We start from the raw sequence: 19,298 nt of genomic DNA, 5'->3' as shown, positions 1-19,298 counted from the left end.
TTAGATATCCAGAACTTGCGGCTGCTGAGCGGCGTGCGGATGCTCGGCACCCGAATAGACCTTGAGCTTGCGGTACATGGTGCGGCCCAGCGGGCCCTTCGGCAGCATGCCCTTGACGGCGATTTCGATCACGCGCTCCGGGTGGCGCTGCAGCGCCTGCTCCAGGCTCTCGGTCTTCAAGTTACCGATGTAGCCGGTGAAGCGGTGATACTTCTTGTCTTTCAGCTTGTTACCCGTGACCACGATCTTCTCGGCGTTGATTACCACGAGGTAATCGCCGGTATCGACGTGGGGGGTGTAAACAGGCTTGTGCTTGCCGCGCAGGCGGCGAGCCAATTCGGTGGACAGACGGCCGAGCGTCTTGCCGGCGGCGTCAACGAGATACCAGTCGCGCTGGACGGTCTCGGACTTGGCGGTGAACGTAGTCATGAGAAAACTCTTGAGTGTGGTCGGGCGGATTGCAGCGGCAATGACCGCTGGAACTTTGCCACGCGTTGTGAAGGCGAAACAGAAGAGGCGGGATTGTACGGGACGCCCCTCCCCGGCGCAAGTCGAGGCCTCACATGGCCGGCAGTGGTTGGCAGCACGCCGACCGGGGGCGAGAATCCCTACATGACCCAGATCCCCCCTTCCCGACTGCACAGCCCGCTCGACCGCCTGCTGGTCGAAGCCCAGCGCGCGCTGGACACGGTGTTCGGCAATCCGCCGGCCGAGCGCCCCAATCCCGCCGGCGACACTCCCGATGCCGCCCTGGCGCCTGCGCAACGTCAGCACGCCGCCGGGCTGATGCGGATCAACCACGTCGGAGAGGTCTGCGCGCAAGGCCTGTATTTTGGCCAGGCCGCGGTGGCGCGCGATGACCACACCCGCCAGCACCTACTCACCGCCGCGCAGGAAGAGACCGACCACCTGGCCTGGTGCGCGGACCGGCTGCGCGAACTGGAGAGCCGCCCCAGCCTGTTCAACCCGCTCTGGTACGCCGGCAGCTATGCGCTCGGCGCTGTCGCCGGGCTGCGTGGCGACGACTGGAGCCTGGGCTTTGTAGTGGAAACCGAACGGCAGGTGGAAGCCCATCTGGACGAACACCTGGAGACCCTGCCCGAGACCGACCAGCGCAGCCGCGCGATCCTGCGCGTGATGAAGATCGACGAAGCACGCCACGCCGATCACGCCGAGCAGGCCGGCGCACGCATTCTGCCGCCACCGATCCCCAGCGCGATGGCCCTGGCCTCCAAGCTGATGAAGACCATCGCCTATCGTTTCTAGAGGATTGAGGATTGAGGATTGAGGATTGAGGATTGAGGATTGGGGATTGGCGGCTGGCGGCTGGCGGCTGGCGATCAGAATCTTGCGTGCATCCCCACGCAGATCGCACGGCGGAACGCGCGCCATGCCGTGTCCGCCAACGGCGACTTCGGCATGAGTGTCTGACGACGACTCCGCCGCCTGACCCAATCGCGCCGCATGCCTCGGCGCACGCCGCTGAAGCAGAGCCCCCTTTTGTTGAGGCGCGCCAAAGGCGCGGGGATAGGCTGCGACGGAGTGGGGCCCAAGTTTTGCAGAGCAAACCTCGGAAGGCAGGCCTGCGAAGCAGGACTGACTACAACTACGACACCAGCTTCAAACCGATCACGCCGGCCACGATCAAGCCAATGCAGGCCAGCCGCGACCACGAGGCGCTGTCGCCAAACAGCGCGATCCCGGCGATGGTCACGCCCAGCGCGCCGATGCCGGTCCAGATGGCGTAGCCGGTGCCCACAGGGATGGTCTTCAGCGCCTGGGTCAGGAACCACAGACTCACACCGGCCAGGCCGATCGTCAGCACGCTCGGCCACAGGCGGCTGAAGCCGTCGCTGTATTTGAGTCCCAGGGCAAAGCCGATTTCGAACAGGCCGGCCAACACCAGATAGATCCAGGGCATCACATCACTCCTCACAGAAAAAACGGACAAAAAAAAAGCGACCCGGTGTCTGCACACCGGGCCGCCGTCGGCTATGGAACGCGAGGTCATCGCGTGGCGGGCCGTCCCGCCGTGTCATGTGGTTGCGCAGCTGCAAGCAGCGGCGCAACGGTCGAAGCTGCGCTTATTCGCTCAGATTGCGGCCGTGGAACAGTTCTTCGATCTCGCGCTTGAGCAGCGTTTCGATCTTCATGCGCTCCTTGAACGAGAGGTTCTTCGCGCGCTCTTCGAACAGATACTGATCCAGGTCGAAATCTTTCAGATGCATCTTCGTGTGGAAGATATTTTCCTGGTAGACGTTGACGTCGAACATCTCGTAGCGCGACTTCACGTTCTTGGCGAGGAAGTGCTGGATCGAGTTGATCTTGTGATCGATGTAGTGCTTCTTGCCCTTCACATCGCGCGTAAAGCCACGGACGCGGTAGTCCATGATCACGATATCGGACTCAAGACTCTCGATCAGGTAGTTCAACGCCTTCAGCGGCGAAATCACGCCGCACGTGGCGACATCGATATCGGCGCGGAAGGTGGCGATGCCTTCCTGGGGATGCGTCTCGGGGTATGTATGGACAGTGATATGGCTCTTGTCCATATGCGCAACCACGGCGTCGGAGATGAGCTCCTTGCCGGCCTGCTTCTTGTCGATCACCGGCTCTTCCGAGATCAGGATCGTCACCGACGCACCTTGTGGATCGTAATCCTGACGCGCGATATTGAGGATGTTGGCGCCGATGATTTCGGCCACATCCGTCAGGATCTGGGTCAGACGGTCCGCATCGTACTGCTCGTCGATGTACTCGATGTAGCGCTGACGCTCCTCTTCGGTACGTGCATAGCAGACGTCGTAGATGTTGAAGCTCAACGCCTTGGTGAGGTTATTGAACCCCTGCAGCCTCAGACGAGGCAACGGCTTGACCACGGCGGTCGGTCCTTTGGGAAGACGGGAAAGGGGGCAATTATGGGCCAAAGCTCTCATCAACGAAATGCCGGCGTTGAGAATGGTTTACCTTGCATGACTCATGCCGTTAAGCTTCGGGAATTACACGCGGAACTACCATGAGCCTAGGGAACACGACGGTTGTGACTACGACGGTACGTAACGCTACCCCCTCACTGACGCTGGACGCGGGCACCATTGAGCGATTCCTGGCGCACAGCCACCGCAGGCGCTATCCGACCCGGACCGATGTGTTCCGGCCGGGAGACCCCGCTGGCACCCTCTACTACGTGATCAGCGGCTCGGTGAGCATCATTGCCGAGGAAGATGACGATCGTGAGTTGGTGCTGGGCTACTTCGGTAGCGGCGAGTTCGTTGGTGAGATGGGGTTGTTCATCGAATCCGATACGCGCGAAGTGATCCTGCGCACCCGCACGCAATGCGAGTTGGCTGAAATCAGCTACGAGCGCCTGCAGCAGCTGTTTCAGACGAGTTTGTCGCCGGATGCGCCGCGAATCCTGTACGCCATTGGCGTTCAGCTTTCAAAACGCCTGCTCGATACCACAAGGAAAGCCAGCCGCCTGGCGTTCCTGGATGTGACTGATCGCATCGTGCGCACGCTGCACGATCTGTCGAAGGAGCCGGAGGCGATGAGCCATCCGCAGGGTACGCAGTTGCGCGTCTCGCGGCAGGAACTCGCGCGCCTGGTCGGCTGCTCGCGCGAAATGGCCGGACGCGTCCTGAAGAAATTGCAGGCCGATGGCCTGTTGCATGCACGCGGCAAGACCGTCGTGTTGTACGGCACGCGCTAAGCGTGGGGGTGGCGATCGGTGCGCTGGCGCACCGATCGCTTCGCAATACCGGTGGCGCCGGCGCAAAACCGGCCAAACGCTGCGCCAGAGCGCTGCATATCGCCTGAGCGAGCCCATCCGTAGCGCGACCCAGTCGACAGATCGCAACATTGCTTTGCAGGAGCTGTGGGTGATGTACGGCAGCTACTGCGCATCGACTGCGTCACGGTTGTTGCGTTATCCGCTTGCAGGGGTTCGAGCGTGATCCATGTTCTCGCGGGCGAGATTACCGAATGACCGCAGCGAATCTTTCCATAGTGATCACCAAGCGCGTACCGGCTGCCGGTGATCGGCGCGGTTAGAGCGCCTTGCCACCGCGATCGCGACAGCCCCAATTAAGAATCGGGGTGCCGGCGGGCAGCACCTGGCGGAACAGGCTCTCGCGATTGGCCTTGGGGTTGACCACGACCGGCGCGCGCGCAGCCTTGAGCAGCGGCAGATCCGCGGTGCTGTCCGAATAGGCAATAGCGATATCGGCATAGCCGCGTTCGCGCAGCATGCGCATCTTTTCTTCGTTGTGGCAGTGCCGGCGTGCGGTCACTGCACCCAGGCGCGGGCCCACCAAGGTGCCGATCACCGGCACGTCCTGATGCGCAACGAATCCCAGGATTGCGCGTGCCAGCTCCGGCGGCGCACCGGTCGCCACCACTACCCGGTCGCCTGCAGCGCGGTGTTCGGTGAAGACCTTCAGTGCGTGCGGCAGCAGCCGCTGCCGGATCTGCGCTTCATGCTTGAGCACGTAGGCGTCGATGAAGCGATTGAACTCGCGTGCACGGTGCAGGCCGAAGGTGGCGATCCAGACATAGCCGGACACGCCGCGCCGACGCGTGGGCAGCATCGCCACCATGGGCCCCAGGATCGGCGAGGCCAACAGCGCCACCAGCAGGCGCAACGGGTTGCGGCGGATCAGCCAGGCAAACAGATGGCTGCCGGAATCGCCGTCGTACAGGGTGTGATCGAAGTCGAAGACCACCAGCGGTGCGTCCTCGCGTGGGGCGGGATACGACTCAGTCATGCGCGAAGAATAGCTGACGCAGTGCTTCGCCGGGTTCGGGCGCGCGCATGAAGGTCTCGCCGACCAGAAACGCGTTCACGCCGTTGCTGCGCATCAACTGCACGTCGGATGCGGTGACGATGCCGCTTTCGGTGACCAGGACGCGATCACGCGGCACAGCTGCGCGCATGTCCAGGGTGGTCTGCAACGACACCTCGAAGGTGCGCAGGTTGCGGTTGTTGATGCCCACCAGCGGCACCGGCACCTGCACCGCACGCTCGAGCTCGTCGATATCGTGCACTTCCACCAGCACATCCAGGCCCAACTGCATCGCCAGACCGGACAGGTCGGCCAGTTGCTGGTCCTCCAGCGCCGAGACGATCAGCAGGATGCAGTCGGCGCCCAGCACGCGCGCCTCGTAGACCTGGTACGGATCGACGGTGAAATCCTTGCGCAGCACCGGCAAGGTGCAGGCCTCGCGTGCCTGCTGCAGATACGCATCGGAGCCCTGGAAGAAATCCATGTCGGTCAGCACCGACAGGCAGCTGGCACCACCGAACTCGTAGCTGACCGCGATGTCGGCCGGATGGAAGTCGGGCCGGATCACGCCCTTGGACGGGCTGGCCTTCTTTACTTCGGCAATCACGGCTGGCTCGCCGGCGGCAATGCCGGCCTTCATGGCGGCGGCAAATCCGCGGGTGAGCGGCAGGTCTGCGCTACGCGCGACCAGCTCGGCCAGCGGCACGCGTGCGCTGCGCTCGGCGATTTCGTCGGCCTTGCGGGCAAGGATGGTGTTGAGAATATCGCTCATCGTGTCGGGTCCTGGCGGGCGGGCATTATCGGTCAAGATCATGGCGGCGACCTGACCTGCGCGCGCAGCGCAGCATGCCAGCGCCGCCGTGAGGGTGCCGGCCAGCGTGGCCGGACACGGGAATCAGTCTTGTGCGGTGGCCTGCTGCGTGAAGGCGACATAGGCGTCCAGACAGGCACGTGCCGAGCCATCGGCGAGCACCTGGCGGGCGCGCACGATGCCATCGGCGATGCTGTCGGCCACGCCGGCCACGTACAGCGCCGCGCCGGCGTTGAGCGCCACGATGTCCAGCGCCGGGCCGGGCACGTTGTCGAGCACCTGCAACAGCATGGCGCGCGACTCGGCGGCATCGGCCACCTTGAGGTTGCGGCTGGCCGACATGGCAATGCCGAAATCCTCCGGATGCACCTCGTATTCGTGCACCTGCCCGTCGCGCAACTCGCCAACCAGGGTGCCGGCACCCAGCGAGAGTTCGTCCATGCCATCGCGGCCCCACACCACCAGCGCGCGCTCGGCACCCAGTTCCTGCAGCACGCGCGCCTGGATGCCCACCAGATCCGGATGGAACACGCCCATCAAGATGTTTGGCGAACCGGCGGGATTGGTCAGCGGGCCGAGAATATTGAAGATGGTGCGCACGCCCATCTCGCGGCGCACCGGTGCCACCACTTTCATCGCCGGGTGATGCACGGGTGCGTACATGAAACCGATGCCGGTCTGCGCCAGCGATGCAGCCACCTGCTCGGGCTGCAATTCGATCACCGCGCCCAACGCCTCTAATGCGTCGGCACTGCCCGACTTGGACGACACGCTGCGGTTACCGTGTTTTGCGACTTTTGCGCCGCCGGCAGCGGCCACGAACATGGCGCAGGTTGAAATGTTGAAGGTGTGCGAACCGTCGCCGCCGGTGCCGACGATATCGACCATGTGGCGGCGATCGGTGACCTCCACGCGGCGCGAGAACTCGCGCATCACCGTGGCCGCACCGGCGATCTCGCCAATGGTTTCCTTCTTGACCCGCAAGCCGGTCAGGATGGCAGAGACCATGGCATCGGACACCTCGCCGCGCATGATCTGCCGCATCAGATCGACCATTTCGTCATGGAAGATCTCGCGGTGCTCGATGGTGCGTTGCAGGGCTTGTTGTGGGGTGATGGGCATGGAATCAACCGTGGAGTAAGAAGAAAGACATCAGGCGATGCGCGCAGTGTGCGGGGCCAGCGTGACCGAGCAAGCCGCGTGCGTACGCCTGCATGCACAGGACCGAATCAGTGCCACCCGCTGGTCACTGCCCCGGGCGCCGCATGCGAAACCGCGCCTGCGCCTGCACTTCGAAATAATCGGCCGGGCCACCGGCGCGCAGGATGGTGTGCACCGCGGCCGGATCGTAAATGCCATCGCTCAGCGCCGCGTGCGCCAGATGCACGCCGACCACTTCGCCCAGCACCAGCCAGGTCTGGATGGGCTGCCCATCGGCAGCCTGCAACGGAATCAACTGGCTGAGCCGGCACTCGAAGCTCACCGGGCTGGCCGCCACACGCGGCACGTCGATCAGCCGCGACGGCGCGGCCTGCAGGCCGGCCAACTCGAACTCGTCGACCTCCTGTGGCACCAACGCAGCGCTGGCATTCATCGCCTCGGCCAGCGGACGGGTGGCCAGATTCCAGGTGAACACCCCGGTGGACTCGATGTTGCGCACGCTGTCCTTCCAGCCAATGCTTGCGAAGCCGACGATTGGTGGGGTGTAGTTGAAGGCGTTGAAGAAACTGTACGGTGCAAGGTTGACGATGCCATCGGCGCTGCGCGAGCCGATCCAGCCGATCGGCCGTGGGCCGACGATGGCATTGAACGGATCGTGCGGCAGCCCGTGGCCGTTGGCTGGCTCGTAGAAATGGAAGGTGTCGGCGGGCTGGTTCATCGTGGTCCAGGCATTGCGGTGCTAGTGCGGGAAGTGGATGCGTTGGCGCCGCGATGGGAAGTGCTACGCGTTGCGGCGCGCATGTGTGCTGCGCTGCATGCGCGTTGGCGCAGGCAGCAACGCTCAGCGCTCCAGGAAATTCTTCAGCAACGCATGGCCGTGCTGGGTGAGGATCGACTCCGGATGAAACTGCACGCCTTCGACCGGGAACTGGCGATGGCGCAGGCCCATGATCTCTTCCATCGAGCCGTCCGGATTTTCGGTCCACGCGGTGACTTCCAGGTCAGGCGGCAAGGTGGTCTTGTCCACCACCAGGGAGTGATAGCGCGTGGCCTGGTAGCTATCCGGCAGCCCGGCAAACACGCCCTTGCCTTCATGGCGGATCGGCGAGGTCTTGCCATGCATGATGTTGCCGGCGCGAATGACATCGCCGCCGTAGACCTGACCAATGCTCTGGTGACCCAGGCAGACACCGAGAATCGGCGTGGTCTGGCCCAGTTGCTCGATCAGCTGCAGCGAGATGCCAGCCTCGTTCGGCGTGCACGGCCCCGGCGAAATCACGATGCGCTCGGGTTTAAGCGCAGCGATCTGATCGACGCGCATTGCATCGTTACGCACCACCGTCACCTCGGCACCCAGGGCCTGCAGGTACTGCACGAGGTTGTAGGTGAAGCTGTCGTAGTTATCGAGCATCAGCAGCATGGCAAGGGACTCATTGCGCGATCAGGAAGACCGCATAGATGTTTTCGGTGTAGGTCAGGCTGCCGGCTTCAAGTGACTCTGCGATCGGCGCTACCATCGGCGATGGCGCAGCAAAACTGCCACTCACCCGCACAGCATCAAGCGAATTGGAATAGGCAAAATTTCGGCGTTCGTTTCGCCAAGTGCCGGCCTGGATCCCATAAGCAAAGTTTGGAGCGACTTCGGAGATCGTATATAGCCCGCCCAACGACACGCCATAAGCGCTGGCTAGCTGGCGCGCGGAGCTACGCGTACGTTCGACCGCTTCACGCTTGAGTTCAGCACGCACTTCGGCTTCCTTGGTGTAGGCCGGAACTATTCCGGACACTTGCAGCGATTGGGTGGTCTTCAAACCAGCCAGAAACTGACGCACATCGTCCAAGTTCGAAAAGTCGGCAGACAAGGTGCGTTCCACCTTGGTGCCCTTAAAGACCTTGCGATCGTTCTCGTACTGATATTCAGGCTCTATCGATAAGGTAGACGCCTGCACGCTCTGGCTTAGCGCATTGTGTTGCGCAAATGCAGTCAAGACGGAGGCGGCATCAGTCTGCACGCGGGTGCGTGCCAAGTCCGGCGATTGATTGGTTGCTTCCAGCGCCAACTTGACGGTGAAGCGATCAGGAATCACCTCACGCTCGGCCTCTCCCTTTACCAGTAGATGTGGCTGTGACGGCAGGCTATTAACCTGAGCCACCGCCACAAACGGCGATGCGAAAAACGCGGCCAGCATCCAACGCGTGAGTTGCTTCATCTCTTTCTCTCCCTGATGACTGATGCGCATACTTACGGCACGCGGCGATGAAGCGAGGCAACATCCGCACACAGCCGATCGACCGCGGCAGGCGTGGTGGCCCACGAGGTCACGAAGCGAATCACCAGGCGGCCATCACTACGCGTTTCCCAGCGTTCGAAATCGTAGCGCTGCGCGATCTGCTCGGCCTGCTGCGCGCTCACGGCAATGAATTGCTGGTTGGTCGGCGAGTTGCTGGTGAATTCGGCGCCGGCGGCCAGCAAGCCGGCGCGCAGCCGCTGTGCCATTGCATTGGCATGCGCGGCTAACTCAAAGAACAGCCCCTCTTCGAAAAGCGCAGCGAACTGCGCACCCAGCACCATGCCCTTGGCCAGCAGCGCACCGCGTTGCTTGATCAGGTAGCGGAAATCGGCCTGCAACGCCGGCGTCACGATGACCAGCGCTTCGCCGAGCAAGGCGCCATTCTTGGTGCCGCCGATGTAGAACGCATCGGTGAGCGCGGCAATCGTCGGTAGATCCAGATCGTTGCCGTCGGCAGTCAATGCCGCGCCCAGGCGCGCGCCATCCAGATACAGCAGCAAGTCATGCGCGCGGCAGAACTGCGCGAGCGCCTCAAGTTCGGCACGCGTGTAGATGGTGCCGCTCTCGGTGCTGTTGGAGAGATAAACCAGCCGCGGCTGCACCATGTGCTCGTTGCTGTGCACCGCAAGCACTGGCGCGATCAATGCAGGCGTCAGCTTGTCGTGCAGCGCGGGCACGGTGAGCACCTTGTGCCCGGTGGCCTCGATCGCGCCGGTTTCGTGCGTGGCGATGTGGCCCGCTTCCACCGCAATCACCGCCTGATGCGAGCGCAAAAACGCGCTGATCGCAATCAGGTTGGTCTGCGTGCCGCCGACCAGCAGATGCACGGCGGCCTGCGGTTGCGCGACGGCATTGCAGATCAATGCCGCAGCACGTTCGCTATGCCGATCGGTGCCGTAGCCGCCATTTTGCTCGGCACTGGCCTGCGCCAATGCCTGCAAGACGCGCGGATGTGCGCCCTCGCTGTAATCGTTGCGAAAGCTGATGCGTGCAGCGCTGCCCTGCCCGTCCATCACAGCCCCTTGGCGGCCTGGGCAACCGCGCGGAACAGGGCGCGGCCCTTGTTCATGGTTTCCTGCCATTCCAGATCGGGGTCGGAGTCGTAGACCACGCCGCCGCCAGCCTGCACATACAGATAGCCGTCCTGGATCACGGCGGTGCGGATCGCAATCGCGGTATCGGCGTCGCCATGCCAGCCGATGTAACCCACGGCGCCGGAATACACGTTGCGCTTGACCGGCTCCAGCTCGCGGATGATTTCCAGTGCGCGGATCTTCGGTGCGCCACTGACAGTGCCGGCGGGAAATGTCGCGCGCAGCACGTCGCTGTAATTCAGGCCGGCTTTGAGCGTGCCGGTGACTTCGCTGACGATGTGCATGACGTGGCTATAGCGCTCGATCACGAACTGCTCGCCCACCTTGACCGTGCCCGGCTCGGCCACGCGGCCGACATCGTTGCGGCCCAGATCGATCAACATCACGTGCTCGGCGCGCTCTTTCGGGTCGGCCAGCAATTCGTCTTCCAGCGCCTTGTCCAGCTCCGGTGTTGCGCCGCGCGGGCGGGTGCCGGCGATGGGACGCACGGTGACCACGCCATCGCGCAGGCGCGCGAGGATTTCCGGCGAGGAGCCGACTACCTGGGTGCCGCCGACATCGAGAAAATACATGTACGGCGATGGATTGAGCGCACGCAGCGCGCGATACACATCCACCGGGCGTGCGCGGAATGGCACCCGCAAACGTTGCGACGGCACCACCTGGAAGATGTCGCCGGCGCGTACGTATTCCTGCGCCTTGCGCACCACCGCGTGGTACTCCTCGCGGGTGAACGAAGAATGGAAATCCGATTCGTCGATGGCATCGGAAATTTGCGCCTGCGGATACCCGGCGCCTCCCTGACGCAGGCGATGCGCCAGTTCGTCCAGGCGGCGGTTGGCGCGCACATAGGCCTGCGGCTGGCGCGGGTCGGCATGCACGATCAGGTACAGGCGGCCCTTGAGATTGTCGAACACCGCCAGCTCTTCGGAGAGCATCAGCAGGATGTCCGGCGTGCCCAGTTCGTCGGGCTTCTCGCCGCTACCCAGGCGCGGTTCGATGTACTGGATGCATTCGAAGCCGAACCAACCGACCAGCCCGCCGGTAAACCCGGGCAGGCCATCGAGCTGGGGCACCGAGTGCTCGGCGCGCAAGGCGTCGACTTCAGCCAGCGGATCGGCGACTTCGCGGGTCTCCAGCACTTCGCCGTGTTCGCTGACTTCCAGCGTGTGGCCGCGAAAGCTGTACACGCGCCTTGCCGGCAGGCCGATGATGGAATAGCGCCCGAAGCGCTCACCGCCTTCGACCGATTCGAACAGATAGGTGTAGGCGCCGTCGGCGAGTTTCAGATAGACCGACAGCGGTGTGTCCAGGTCGGACAGCACTTCACGGACAACGGGGATACGGGTGTGGCCTTCAGCGGCCTGGCGCTGGAACTGCTCTGCAGTGATCAAGACGACTTTCCTTCCGGGACTCCGTGGCGGGGCGGACGACGGCAACGGGCCACCATCGCCACCAGCGGCGAGCGGAAGAGAAGGAGCGTGGGGTCGTCAGGCGGGACACGTGGGTACTGTAGCGCAACTGCCGGTTTAGGGCAGCAGGTGCCAAGGCGAAAACTGTGGGAATTGCGAGTGTGGGTTGTGCCAGGTTGGGCGGTGTTGGTTATGGCGTCTCAGGCTGACCGACATCGGCTCCGGATAGCGCGTCCTTGTTGTGGAGCGCGTTTTTCGCACACGGTGAGACATTGCCGTGCGCCAGTGCAGAGCGAGCTACCTGGTAGCGGCATGTGTGTCGGCACAGGGACCCTCACCCCAACCCCTCTCCCAAAGGGAGAGGGGCTTACAGCGGTGCGTTGGCGGCTGCTTCGCTTGAGCCGCAGTTGCTTCGCTTGAATCCCGATTCCCGATTCCCCATTCCCCATTCCCAGCTTCAAACGCTCCGCAACGGGCAATCGATCGGCAAATGCATGCGCAGGCGGGCCGCCACGCATTCGACGCGGAAATGCCGCGAGGTCTCCGGTTCGCCATCCAGATTCAAGGTGAGCGGTTGCACGGAGGCGATCTCCAGCCAGGGCAGCCGGGTGCGCACCGCGACCCGTTCGAGCGCGGCCTGCTTGCCGCCGGTGACCAGGGTGCCCAGCGTGGCGGCGACCTCGCCATTGAGCGCGGGCACGATGGTGACATCGAGCAGGCCGTCGTCGATCAGTGCCTCCGGGCACAGCGCCTGGCCACCGCCGGCCTGGCGCCCGTTGCCCAGGCCCAGTGCGATGAATTCGCCTTCCCAGCTGAAATCCGGGCCGGTGAAATGGGCACTGATCGGGTCGATCCGCCCCAGCCGCGACATGCCGGTGATCAGGTAGGCCAGCCCGCCGAGCATCTTCTTCAGGCCCGCATCGGTTTCCACGGTGACCTGAGTGCCGAAGCCGCCGCTGGCCACATTGGCGCACCAGTGCGGGCCGTGGTCGGCGTCGATACGCAGCAGGTCGATGGGCTCGGCCGCACGTTCGGCAATCAGGCCCAGGGCGCCGAGCGGTTCAAGCGGGATCATGGCGGCAGTTGCGAAATCGTTGGCGGTGCCCAGCGGCACCAGGCCCAACGATGGCAGCGTGGCGGCGTCGTCCTGGTGGTGGGCCAGTGCGGCGGCCACTTCGCTCAGCGTGCCATCGCCGCCGGCGGCGACCACGGTCTGCACGCCATCGGCGATGGCTTCGGCCACGTAGCGCTCGGCGTCTCCCTCTTCCCAGGTCACGCGTACATCGAGCTGGATGCCGCGCTTGCGCAGCACGCCCACCGCCTCGCGCAGATCCTCGTTGTCGGTGGACTTGCCGTTGAGGATCAGTCGCCAGTGGGACGGGGCCATGCGCGCTGCCGATGAGAGGATGTGTGGTGCGCGCAGGCTAGCAGCGGCGGAATGCGTGGATCGTGAATACGCAGCGCCCGCACCTGTCATCGGCATGTCATCGATGACCCGGAGGATAGAAGGCCATAGCAGGGACGACGGGCGGAGGCAGGATCAGCCTCCAAATTTTCTTGAAGGCCGCTCCATTGGGGCGGCCTTTTTTATGCGTGTTTCGCAGGGGTGGCGAGGTGACGCGCGGTTGCTTGGCCACGGACTGCATGGTCGAAGCAGGATGCCTGGGGCAGGCCTGCGCTGCGCTCCCCCAAGCGGCGTCAACTGCCAGGCAAGCTAGAGCCTGGCTGACGTGCGGCTCACCCCCGTGCCCCGCCGCCTCAGCTACCTGCAGCAAACGCGGCCAGGCGCTCGCCGTCGAGCCGGTACACGGTCCAGCCCTCCATGGGGCGCGCACCCACGCCCTGGTAGAACTCGATCGCCGGCTGGTTCCAGTCCAGCACCGACCACTCGAAGCGTCCGCAGCCCTTGTCCACCGCCAGTTGCGCCAGGTGCCGCAGCAGCGCCAGGCCGGCGCCCTGCCCGCGCGCTTGCGGCCGCACGAACAGGTCTTCCAGATACAGGCCGTTGCGGCCCAGCCAGGTGGAGTAATTGAAGAAATACACCGCGAACCCAAGCACCTGGCCGCCCTGCTCGCAGAGCAACGCGTGCGCGGTGGCACCGTCGCCGAACAGGCTGGCGCGCAGATCCTCCGGCGTGGCCTTCACCGCGTCGGGCTCGCGCTCGTACACCGCCAGCGCGGTGACCAGTTCGTGCAGCAGCGCCGCATCGGCGGGCGTGGCGGGGCGGATCTGCAGCGGCGCCTGAGTCATCGCGCCGCATCCACCGCCGCGCGCATCTGCGCAATGATCTGCGCGTAGTCGGGCGCATTGAAGATGGCCGAGCCGGCCACGAAGGTATCCGCACCGGCGGCAGCGATCGCGCCGATGTTGTCGGCCTTGACGCCGCCATCGATCTCCAGGCGGATCGGCTTGCCCAGCGCATCAATCTTGCTGCGGATGGCGCGCAGCTTGTCCAGCGCCGAGGGAATGAAGGCCTGGCCGCCGAACCCGGGGTTGACCGACATCACCAGCACCAGATCCAGCTCGGGCAGCACCCAATCGAGAATATCCACCGGCGTGGCCGGGTTGAGCACCAGCCCGGCCTGGCAGCCATGCGACTTGATCAACTGGATGGTGCGGTGCACGTGGCGGCTGGCTTCGGGATGGAAGCTGATGGTGGTCGCCCCGGCGTCGGCAAAGTCCGGCACGATGCGGTCCACCGGTTCGACCATCAGGTGCACGTCGATCGGTGCAGTGATGCCGTGCTTGCGCAGCGCCTGGCAGACCATCGGGCCGATGGTCAGGTTGGGCACATAGTGGTTGTCCATCACGTCAAAGTGCACCCAGTCGGCACCGGCCTTCAGGACGTTGTCCACTTCCTCGCCCAGGCGGGCGAAATCGGCAGACAGGATGGACGGGGCGATCGCCGTCGGTTGCATGGGCAGCTCGGGAAAATGCAGGAGCCCCATTGTCGCAACCGTGGCGCGGCGAGGAAAGCCGAGCGCGGCGGCAGCTGCTCTGCAAGCGGGCGTGCGGTGGAGCTTCGGGCCGGCTTGGCGTTGGCTGCCGGCGATGGGCGCCTGGCGCCGCCAACACTGGCGGTATTGCACTCGATCGGCCAGAGCCGCTGCCTGGCAGGTCTTCCAAATCCGCAACGGCTTCCCAAAAAGCGATTGTCAGTGCATCCGCAGCGGACGCCAGCGCGTAGGGTGATGGACCGGCGCGCCGCGCCAGATGAAGGAAACCGCATGAAAACCACCCCGCTCGCTTCCGCTGCCCTCGTTCTATTGGCCCTGGCCCCCTCGGCCTGGGCGCAATCCGGCCCCGCTGACTGGTCCGGCTTCTCGCTGGGGGCCAATGTGGGCGGCGCCGACCCGGCCGGCGTGTCCGGCGGCCGTTTCGGCTTCGATACCAACCTGGACGGCCGCGACGGCGACCAGGTCAGCACCGCCACCGGGGCGGATGCGTTTTCGCCGGGCTTCTGCGGTGGCGCTGCGGCCGGGCGCACACCGGCAAGCGGGTGCAGCAAGGACAAGGGCGGTGCCGAATACGGCGTGCGCGCCGGCTACGACTGGCAGGTGGGCGACTGGGTCTACGGCGTGGTGGCCGAATACACCCGTAACGACCTGCGCGACAGCGTCAGCGCCTTCAGCACCACACCGGCGCTGTACACCTTTACCCGCCAGCTCAATCGCACCGCCGCGCTGCGCGGGCGCGTGGGCTATGCGTTCGGCGCACAGGGCGACTACCTGGCGTATGTCACCGCCGGCGTGGCACGCGGCGAGTTCGACCACAGCTTTGCCAGCAGCAACACCGCCAACAGCTTCACCGGCAGCGGTGGCGACAGTGCCAACGGTTACCAGGCCGGCATCGGGCTGCAGCGTCGCTTGAGCGACCATGTCTCGGTGGGCGTGGAATATCTGTTCACCCGCCTGCAGGACGAAGACACCCGCGTGCGTGTCGGCCCGGGCACCGCCCCGGCGACCAACCCGTTCCTGCGCGTGAACCCGGCCGGCACCGACCTGCGCCGTACGGACACGGATTTTTCGTCCAATGCGATCCGCCTGACCGCCAGCTACCGCTTCTGATCCGGCGAAAGGGCATGGCCTGAGGGCTCGGCCCTGGGTGACATATTCGCCCCATGTGCGCCCGGGAATCTCTAGGTTCCTGGGCGTTTATGCAAGACCTCGCCGACTGTTGCGGGGGCAGTTCTGGAACGCGCCTCGCCAAGCGATGCGCGCATCGGGTTTTCGTTTAATTCGGCGCATTCAAGGCCTAGTCGCGGTCTCTTTCAGGGACTGCTCCAAGGCCTGTTCCTCCATTCCTGCAGTTCTGGCCCGAGAGAGCCAGGCCTATGGGCGAGGCTGTGCCCGCAATGCGCGGCGTCAGATGCTGAGGATGGCTCAGCAACGCACACCCGATGTTGGGCAAATGGGATCAGGCAGCCCCGCATTGATCTGATGATCCTGCTACGGTCCGTTGCCCCGCTCTCCGTCAGAGCTCAGCGCTTGCGCTGCCGCTGGATGCGGTCGTAGGCGGCGTTGATCTGGCTGGCCTTCTTTTCGGCCTGCCGGCGGTCTTCCGGGCTGGCGTTGGCCACCTTGTCGGGGTGGTAGCGCGACATCAGGCGGCGATAGGCCAGGTCGATCTCGGCTTTGGTGGCGTCTGCTTCCAGGCCCAGTGCCTCGTACGGGTTCTCTTCGCGGCGCTTGAACCAGCCCGCATCCACCGCATGCCCGATCGCCAGGCCGATCATCACCCCGATCAGCGGCGCCCCGCGGAACAGCAAGGCGCCGGCAAGTGCGCCGAGCAATTTTCCGTACCAGGACATGGGGGCGATCGGCAGCCAAAGAGGCGGGCCGGCGATTTTACCCGAAGCCCTGTGTGGCTTGGCTGTCGATCGGCGTGCGAGGCGCTCATGGGCGAAGTACCGGGTAGGTTTGCGACGCGCCGCATGCCAGCGGCAGCGTGCCTGACACCCGGGTGCGGCCGTCGGCCCTGCCGGTTGGGCATAGCGGCCATGGCCGCCAGCTGGCAGTGCAACGCCTGCCAGCCACTGCGTGCAGCGGGGCGCCGCGAAGCACCGTACACTACGCGGCCCGCTGCCTACCCGCGGGCCCGCCGGGTCCTGGGGACAGCGTCATTGCGACGTCCTTAGGAGTGCCTGTGTCGACCACGCTGTTGCAATCCGATCTCCCCGGCCTGCCGTTGCGCCACCGTGGCAAGGTCCGCGATGTCTTCGACATTCCCCGCGACCGCCTGCCCGCCGATGCGCCCCCCGGCGACTACCTGTTGATGGTGGCCACCGACCGCCTGTCTGCGTTCGACGTGGTGCTGCCCGACCCGATTCCCGGCAAGGGCGAAATGCTCTGCCAGGTGTCCAACTTCTGGTTCCACAAGACCGAACACCTGATGCCCAACCATCTGGTGGACATCCGCGTCGAGCAGGTGCTGCCCGAGGGCGTGGATCCGGCGCTGTACGCCAAGCGCGCGGTGGTCACGCGCAAGCTCAAGCCGGTGCCGGTGGAAGCGATCGCGCGCGGTTATCTGATCGGCAGCGGCTGGAAGGACTATCAGCGCACCGGCAAGATCAGCGGCATCGAATTGCCCGATGGCCTGCGCCAGGCCGAGAAACTGCCCGAGCCGATCTTTACCCCCTCGACCAAGGCCGCTGTCGGCGACCATGACGAAAACATCGACTTCGATGCGATGGTCAAGACGGTCGGCGCCGAGCTGGCCGAGCGCGTGCGCGATGCCACCTTGCGCATCTATCGCTTCGCCGCCGATTTTGCCGCCGAACGCGGCATTTTGCTGGCCGACACCAAGTTCGAATTCGGCACCGACGCCGATGGCCGCCTGTACATCATGGACGAGATGCTGACCCCGGATTCCTCGCGCTACTGGCCCGCCGACCAGTACGAGCTGGGCACCAGCCCGCCGAGCTACGACAAGCAGTTCGTGCGCGATTATCTGGAGACGCTGGACTGGGGCAAGACCGCACCTGGCCCGCGCCTGCCGGCGGACGTGATCGAACGCACGCGCGCCAAATACGCCGAGGCGTTGCAGAGGCTGGCGGGTATTTCGGTCGATTGATGTTCAAGGCCCCGGTCCCGAGGCTTTGAGGCTGTACTAAAGCAGCAATGGCGGGCAGCGCTCTTTCTTGAGCGCTGAAGGACGCACCTGACGGGATCTGTTAGCCAAGGAAGTCGCGATGACACTCCCACATTTTTCATTCCGCAGATTGCCGGCGTTACGCAACGCACTGCTGCCCGGGCTGCTTGCAGTAAGCGCGTGCAGCGCCGGCGAATCAACTTCCCATGCCGCGCCGCTAGTCACATCGACGGCATCGGCATCGGTATCGGCGCCTGCAGCAACGCGCGCACCGGCTTCTTCTGGCGCTTCCCTCAATGACCGGCTCGCGACGTTGCTACAGGCAAGCGGCGTGCAGTGTGCCGATGCGAACATGGCAAAAGGCTGCACGGCCGGAAATGTCGATGCCGGCGATTTCTACGACGTGGAGCTCTCGCCTGCGTGTGACGATGCGGGCTTGTTTGCCGGCGTGGCGCAGGCAAGCGGGGTGGATGCACTTGATGCGGTGCCGACCACTGGCAGTAGCGTGATCGCCAGAGCCAGGCTGGCGCAGGGCCAGCTCGTCTGCATTCAAGCGATCGGCCGCGCCGGACAGAATCCTCTGTATTACTACGTCATTGCGATTCCTGCAGACAGTGTTGCCGGATGCAAAAACAATTCGGCATGCCGAACATATGGCGACAGGCCGATCCAACGTTCGAAGAGCGCCACTGGCGGGAGTTGCCATGCCGCTGCCCCAGGCCAGTATGTCGGCGACTGCGCACAGGGATGGGTGGGTGCGGATGCACTCGATGTATTTTCAAACGGGATATAGTCAGCCGCGCCATACCGGACAAATTTCCGGCCAAAACCATGATCAAATCATGATGATCTTTGCACAGGCTCGATCGAGATAACCTGGCTTTGCTGACAGCAATCAACGGGCGCGGACTCACCCGAGCCCCGGAGCCACCGTCAGGTTGCTTGTTCTGTGAGGACATTGGCTTGCCGCATGCCGGCCAGTTTGTGCAACCCACGCTCTGCAAGCCTTCACACATCGGCAAACAGCGCGCGTATAACATCCCGCCCGCGCTCCAGCTTGCCCGCTATGATCAGGAGGATCCATTGGCCTTTTTCCGAACGTCCCTGCTCGCTCTCGCACTGAGCCTGGCGCTGGTTGCCTGCAAGCCGCAAGCTGAGCCAGCCGGCGCTGCGACACCTGCTGCGAATGCATCGCCTGCATCCGCCACCGTTCCGGCAACGCCCGCGCAGGCAACAACCTGTCCCAGCGCCGACTTCTCTGACTTTCTGAAAAGCTTCAGTGCAGACATTGCGGTACAGGAAAAAGCCACGGCCGATCCGCTGACGATGATCCAACTCGACCCGGACGCACAGCCCGAGCCCACCCCGGTCACCCGCACAGTTCCGCTTGCCAAGGTCGAATGGCCTGTCATCCCGAACCTTGAGGCAGCACGCAACGGCGGCCGCGAGGTCACGATTTCCGAAGAAGCCGATGGCCGCCAGGTACTGGTCCGCACACCGGACACCGGCGATCAGCAGGTCTACCACTTCGCGCAGCGCCCCTGCTGGATGCTGGTTAAGGTGGACGACCAGTCTTTGTAAACGTCGGCGGGCGCTGGAAGCAGGTTCTGCCGGCTTGGCTATCGTCACCTACAACTCAAACCGTCAAAGAGGCGACT

General features: G+C 64.3%; 21 protein-coding genes. 6 read left to right on the top strand and 15 right to left on the bottom strand.

What is annotated here, in order from left to right:
- The gene (rplM, locus tag ACCQ09_RS02395) at positions 1 to 429 is read right to left on the bottom strand and encodes a 50S ribosomal protein L13 (RefSeq protein WP_003483082.1); all 429 of its coding nucleotides are present in this window, start codon (positions 427 to 429) and stop codon (positions 1 to 3) included.
- Positions 430 to 612: 183 nt separating this feature from the next.
- Between rplM and coq7 the strand changes: the two genes are divergently transcribed.
- On the top strand, positions 613 to 1,266 hold the full coding sequence (gene coq7 / locus ACCQ09_RS02390; RefSeq protein WP_011035727.1) for a 2-polyprenyl-3-methyl-6-methoxy-1,4-benzoquinone monooxygenase: 654 nt from the start codon (positions 613 to 615) through the stop codon (positions 1,264 to 1,266).
- 340 nt (positions 1,267 to 1,606) lie between these two features.
- Here the strand turns inward: coq7 and ACCQ09_RS02385 are convergent, their stop codons facing one another.
- Complete coding sequence (locus ACCQ09_RS02385) at positions 1,607 to 1,921, bottom strand: DMT family transporter (RefSeq protein ID WP_011035726.1); 315 nt, start codon at positions 1,919 to 1,921, stop codon at positions 1,607 to 1,609.
- A gap of 163 nt (positions 1,922 to 2,084) precedes the next feature.
- On the bottom strand, positions 2,085 to 2,879 hold the full coding sequence (gene speD, locus ACCQ09_RS02380) for an adenosylmethionine decarboxylase (protein ID WP_005990692.1): 795 nt from the start codon (positions 2,877 to 2,879) through the stop codon (positions 2,085 to 2,087).
- A gap of 137 nt (positions 2,880 to 3,016) precedes the next feature.
- Between speD and crp the strand changes: the two genes are divergently transcribed.
- Positions 3,017 to 3,709: a cAMP-activated global transcriptional regulator CRP gene (gene crp, locus ACCQ09_RS02375; protein WP_011035725.1), complete on the top strand. Its 693-nt coding sequence runs from the start codon at positions 3,017 to 3,019 to the stop codon at positions 3,707 to 3,709.
- Positions 3,710 to 4,046: 337 nt separating this feature from the next.
- Here crp and ACCQ09_RS02370 read toward each other — a convergent pair whose 3' ends face one another.
- From ACCQ09_RS02370 to rpe, 11 genes are all read right to left on the bottom strand, one after another.
- The gene (locus ACCQ09_RS02370) at positions 4,047 to 4,763 is read right to left on the bottom strand and encodes a haloacid dehalogenase-like hydrolase (RefSeq protein WP_040940498.1); all 717 of its coding nucleotides are present in this window, start codon (positions 4,761 to 4,763) and stop codon (positions 4,047 to 4,049) included.
- A complete protein-coding gene (gene trpC, locus ACCQ09_RS02365) occupies positions 4,756 to 5,553 on the bottom strand; it encodes an indole-3-glycerol phosphate synthase TrpC (RefSeq protein ID WP_040940497.1) in 798 nt (265 codons plus the stop codon). The genes ACCQ09_RS02370 and trpC overlap by 8 nt, the downstream gene beginning before the upstream one ends.
- Positions 5,554 to 5,676: 123 nt before the next feature.
- Entirely contained in the window at positions 5,677 to 6,714 is a 1,038-nt protein-coding gene (trpD, locus tag ACCQ09_RS02360) for an anthranilate phosphoribosyltransferase (RefSeq protein WP_040940496.1), read from the bottom strand.
- 124 nt (positions 6,715 to 6,838) lie between these two features.
- Positions 6,839 to 7,471, bottom strand: a complete 633-nt coding sequence (locus tag ACCQ09_RS02355) for a flavin reductase family protein (protein WP_040940495.1) — start codon at positions 7,469 to 7,471, stop codon at positions 6,839 to 6,841.
- A 123-nt stretch (positions 7,472 to 7,594) separates the two neighbouring features.
- The gene (locus tag ACCQ09_RS02350; protein WP_040940494.1) at positions 7,595 to 8,173 is read right to left on the bottom strand and encodes an anthranilate synthase component II; all 579 of its coding nucleotides are present in this window, start codon (positions 8,171 to 8,173) and stop codon (positions 7,595 to 7,597) included.
- 10 nt (positions 8,174 to 8,183) lie between these two features.
- Positions 8,184 to 8,963, bottom strand: a complete 780-nt coding sequence (locus ACCQ09_RS02345) for an SIMPL domain-containing protein (RefSeq protein WP_040942208.1) — start codon at positions 8,961 to 8,963, stop codon at positions 8,184 to 8,186.
- Positions 8,964 to 8,995: 32 nt separating this feature from the next.
- Entirely contained in the window at positions 8,996 to 10,057 is a 1,062-nt protein-coding gene (locus tag ACCQ09_RS02340; RefSeq protein WP_040940493.1) for a threonine aldolase family protein, read from the bottom strand.
- On the bottom strand, positions 10,057 to 11,532 hold the full coding sequence (gene trpE / locus ACCQ09_RS02335) for an anthranilate synthase component I (RefSeq protein ID WP_040940492.1): 1,476 nt from the start codon (positions 11,530 to 11,532) through the stop codon (positions 10,057 to 10,059). Before trpE ends, ACCQ09_RS02340 begins: the two co-directional genes overlap by 1 nt.
- Before the next feature lie 475 nt (positions 11,533 to 12,007).
- Positions 12,008 to 12,937 carry a lipid kinase YegS gene (gene yegS / locus ACCQ09_RS02330; RefSeq protein ID WP_040940491.1) on the bottom strand — a complete coding sequence of 310 codons (930 nt, stop codon included), beginning with the start codon at positions 12,935 to 12,937 and terminating at the stop codon, positions 12,008 to 12,010.
- Positions 12,938 to 13,308: 371 nt separating this feature from the next.
- Complete coding sequence (locus ACCQ09_RS02325) at positions 13,309 to 13,800, bottom strand: GNAT family N-acetyltransferase (protein ID WP_012437189.1); 492 nt, start codon at positions 13,798 to 13,800, stop codon at positions 13,309 to 13,311.
- Positions 13,797 to 14,498, bottom strand: a complete 702-nt coding sequence (gene rpe / locus ACCQ09_RS02320) for a ribulose-phosphate 3-epimerase (protein WP_016945174.1) — start codon at positions 14,496 to 14,498, stop codon at positions 13,797 to 13,799. The genes ACCQ09_RS02325 and rpe overlap by 4 nt, the downstream gene beginning before the upstream one ends.
- A 279-nt stretch (positions 14,499 to 14,777) precedes the next feature.
- On the opposite strand from rpe, the gene ACCQ09_RS02315 reads away from it, so the two are divergent.
- Complete coding sequence (locus ACCQ09_RS02315; RefSeq protein WP_014509222.1) at positions 14,778 to 15,617, top strand: outer membrane protein; 840 nt, start codon at positions 14,778 to 14,780, stop codon at positions 15,615 to 15,617.
- Between the two features lie 413 nt (positions 15,618 to 16,030).
- Here the strand turns inward: ACCQ09_RS02315 and ACCQ09_RS02310 are convergent, their stop codons facing one another.
- A complete protein-coding gene (locus tag ACCQ09_RS02310; RefSeq protein ID WP_011035707.1) occupies positions 16,031 to 16,360 on the bottom strand; it encodes a J domain-containing protein in 330 nt (109 codons plus the stop codon).
- A 335-nt stretch (positions 16,361 to 16,695) separates the two neighbouring features.
- Here ACCQ09_RS02310 and ACCQ09_RS02305 point away from each other — a divergent pair, with 335 nt between their 5' ends.
- From ACCQ09_RS02305 to ACCQ09_RS02295, 3 genes are all read left to right on the top strand, one after another.
- Entirely contained in the window at positions 16,696 to 17,622 is a 927-nt protein-coding gene (locus tag ACCQ09_RS02305) for a phosphoribosylaminoimidazolesuccinocarboxamide synthase (protein ID WP_016945172.1), read from the top strand.
- Positions 17,623 to 17,740: 118 nt separating this feature from the next.
- Positions 17,741 to 18,433, top strand: coding sequence for a hypothetical protein (locus ACCQ09_RS02300; protein WP_162866351.1), 693 nt, complete (start codon positions 17,741 to 17,743; stop codon positions 18,431 to 18,433).
- 170 nt (positions 18,434 to 18,603) lie between these two features.
- A complete protein-coding gene (locus ACCQ09_RS02295; protein ID WP_372386268.1) occupies positions 18,604 to 19,221 on the top strand; it encodes a hypothetical protein in 618 nt (205 codons plus the stop codon).
- Positions 19,222 to 19,298: the final 77 nt, after the last annotated feature.

The organism is Xanthomonas sp. NCPPB 2586 (genome assembly GCF_041475775.2).
GTDB lineage: Bacteria > Pseudomonadota > Gammaproteobacteria > Xanthomonadales > Xanthomonadaceae > Xanthomonas > Xanthomonas campestris.
The sequence above is the reverse complement of the archived record's forward strand: the minus strand, read 5'-3'. Positions and strand labels throughout refer to the sequence as shown.

Coding starts and splice junctions, on each gene's coding strand:
- ACCQ09_RS02340 (WP_040940493.1), bottom strand. CDS start 10,057: ATGGACGGGCAGGGCAGCGCTGCACGCATCAGCTTTCGCAACGATTAC.
- ACCQ09_RS02325 (WP_012437189.1), bottom strand. CDS start 13,800: ATGACTCAGGCGCCGCTGCAGATCCGCCCCGCCACGCCCGCCGATGCG.
- ACCQ09_RS02315 (WP_014509222.1), top strand. CDS start 14,778: ATGAAAACCACCCCGCTCGCTTCCGCTGCCCTCGTTCTATTGGCCCTG.
- ACCQ09_RS02345 (WP_040942208.1), bottom strand. CDS start 8,963: ATGAAGCAACTCACGCGTTGGATGCTGGCCGCGTTTTTCGCATCGCCG.
- ACCQ09_RS02385 (WP_011035726.1), bottom strand. CDS start 1,921: ATGCCCTGGATCTATCTGGTGTTGGCCGGCCTGTTCGAAATCGGCTTT.
- coq7 (WP_011035727.1), top strand. CDS start 613: ATGACCCAGATCCCCCCTTCCCGACTGCACAGCCCGCTCGACCGCCTG.
- crp (WP_011035725.1), top strand. CDS start 3,017: ATGAGCCTAGGGAACACGACGGTTGTGACTACGACGGTACGTAACGCT.
- ACCQ09_RS02310 (WP_011035707.1), bottom strand. CDS start 16,360: ATGTCCTGGTACGGAAAATTGCTCGGCGCACTTGCCGGCGCCTTGCTG.
- rpe (WP_016945174.1), bottom strand. CDS start 14,498: ATGGGGCTCCTGCATTTTCCCGAGCTGCCCATGCAACCGACGGCGATC.
- ACCQ09_RS02355 (WP_040940495.1), bottom strand. CDS start 7,471: ATGAACCAGCCCGCCGACACCTTCCATTTCTACGAGCCAGCCAACGGC.
- trpD (WP_040940496.1), bottom strand. CDS start 6,714: ATGCCCATCACCCCACAACAAGCCCTGCAACGCACCATCGAGCACCGC.
- trpC (WP_040940497.1), bottom strand. CDS start 5,553: ATGAGCGATATTCTCAACACCATCCTTGCCCGCAAGGCCGACGAAATC.
- yegS (WP_040940491.1), bottom strand. CDS start 12,937: ATGGCCCCGTCCCACTGGCGACTGATCCTCAACGGCAAGTCCACCGAC.
- ACCQ09_RS02350 (WP_040940494.1), bottom strand. CDS start 8,173: ATGCTGCTGATGCTCGATAACTACGACAGCTTCACCTACAACCTCGTG.
- rplM (WP_003483082.1), bottom strand. CDS start 429: ATGACTACGTTCACCGCCAAGTCCGAGACCGTCCAGCGCGACTGGTAT.
- ACCQ09_RS02370 (WP_040940498.1), bottom strand. CDS start 4,763: ATGACTGAGTCGTATCCCGCCCCACGCGAGGACGCACCGCTGGTGGTC.
- ACCQ09_RS02300 (WP_162866351.1), top strand. CDS start 17,741: ATGACACTCCCACATTTTTCATTCCGCAGATTGCCGGCGTTACGCAAC.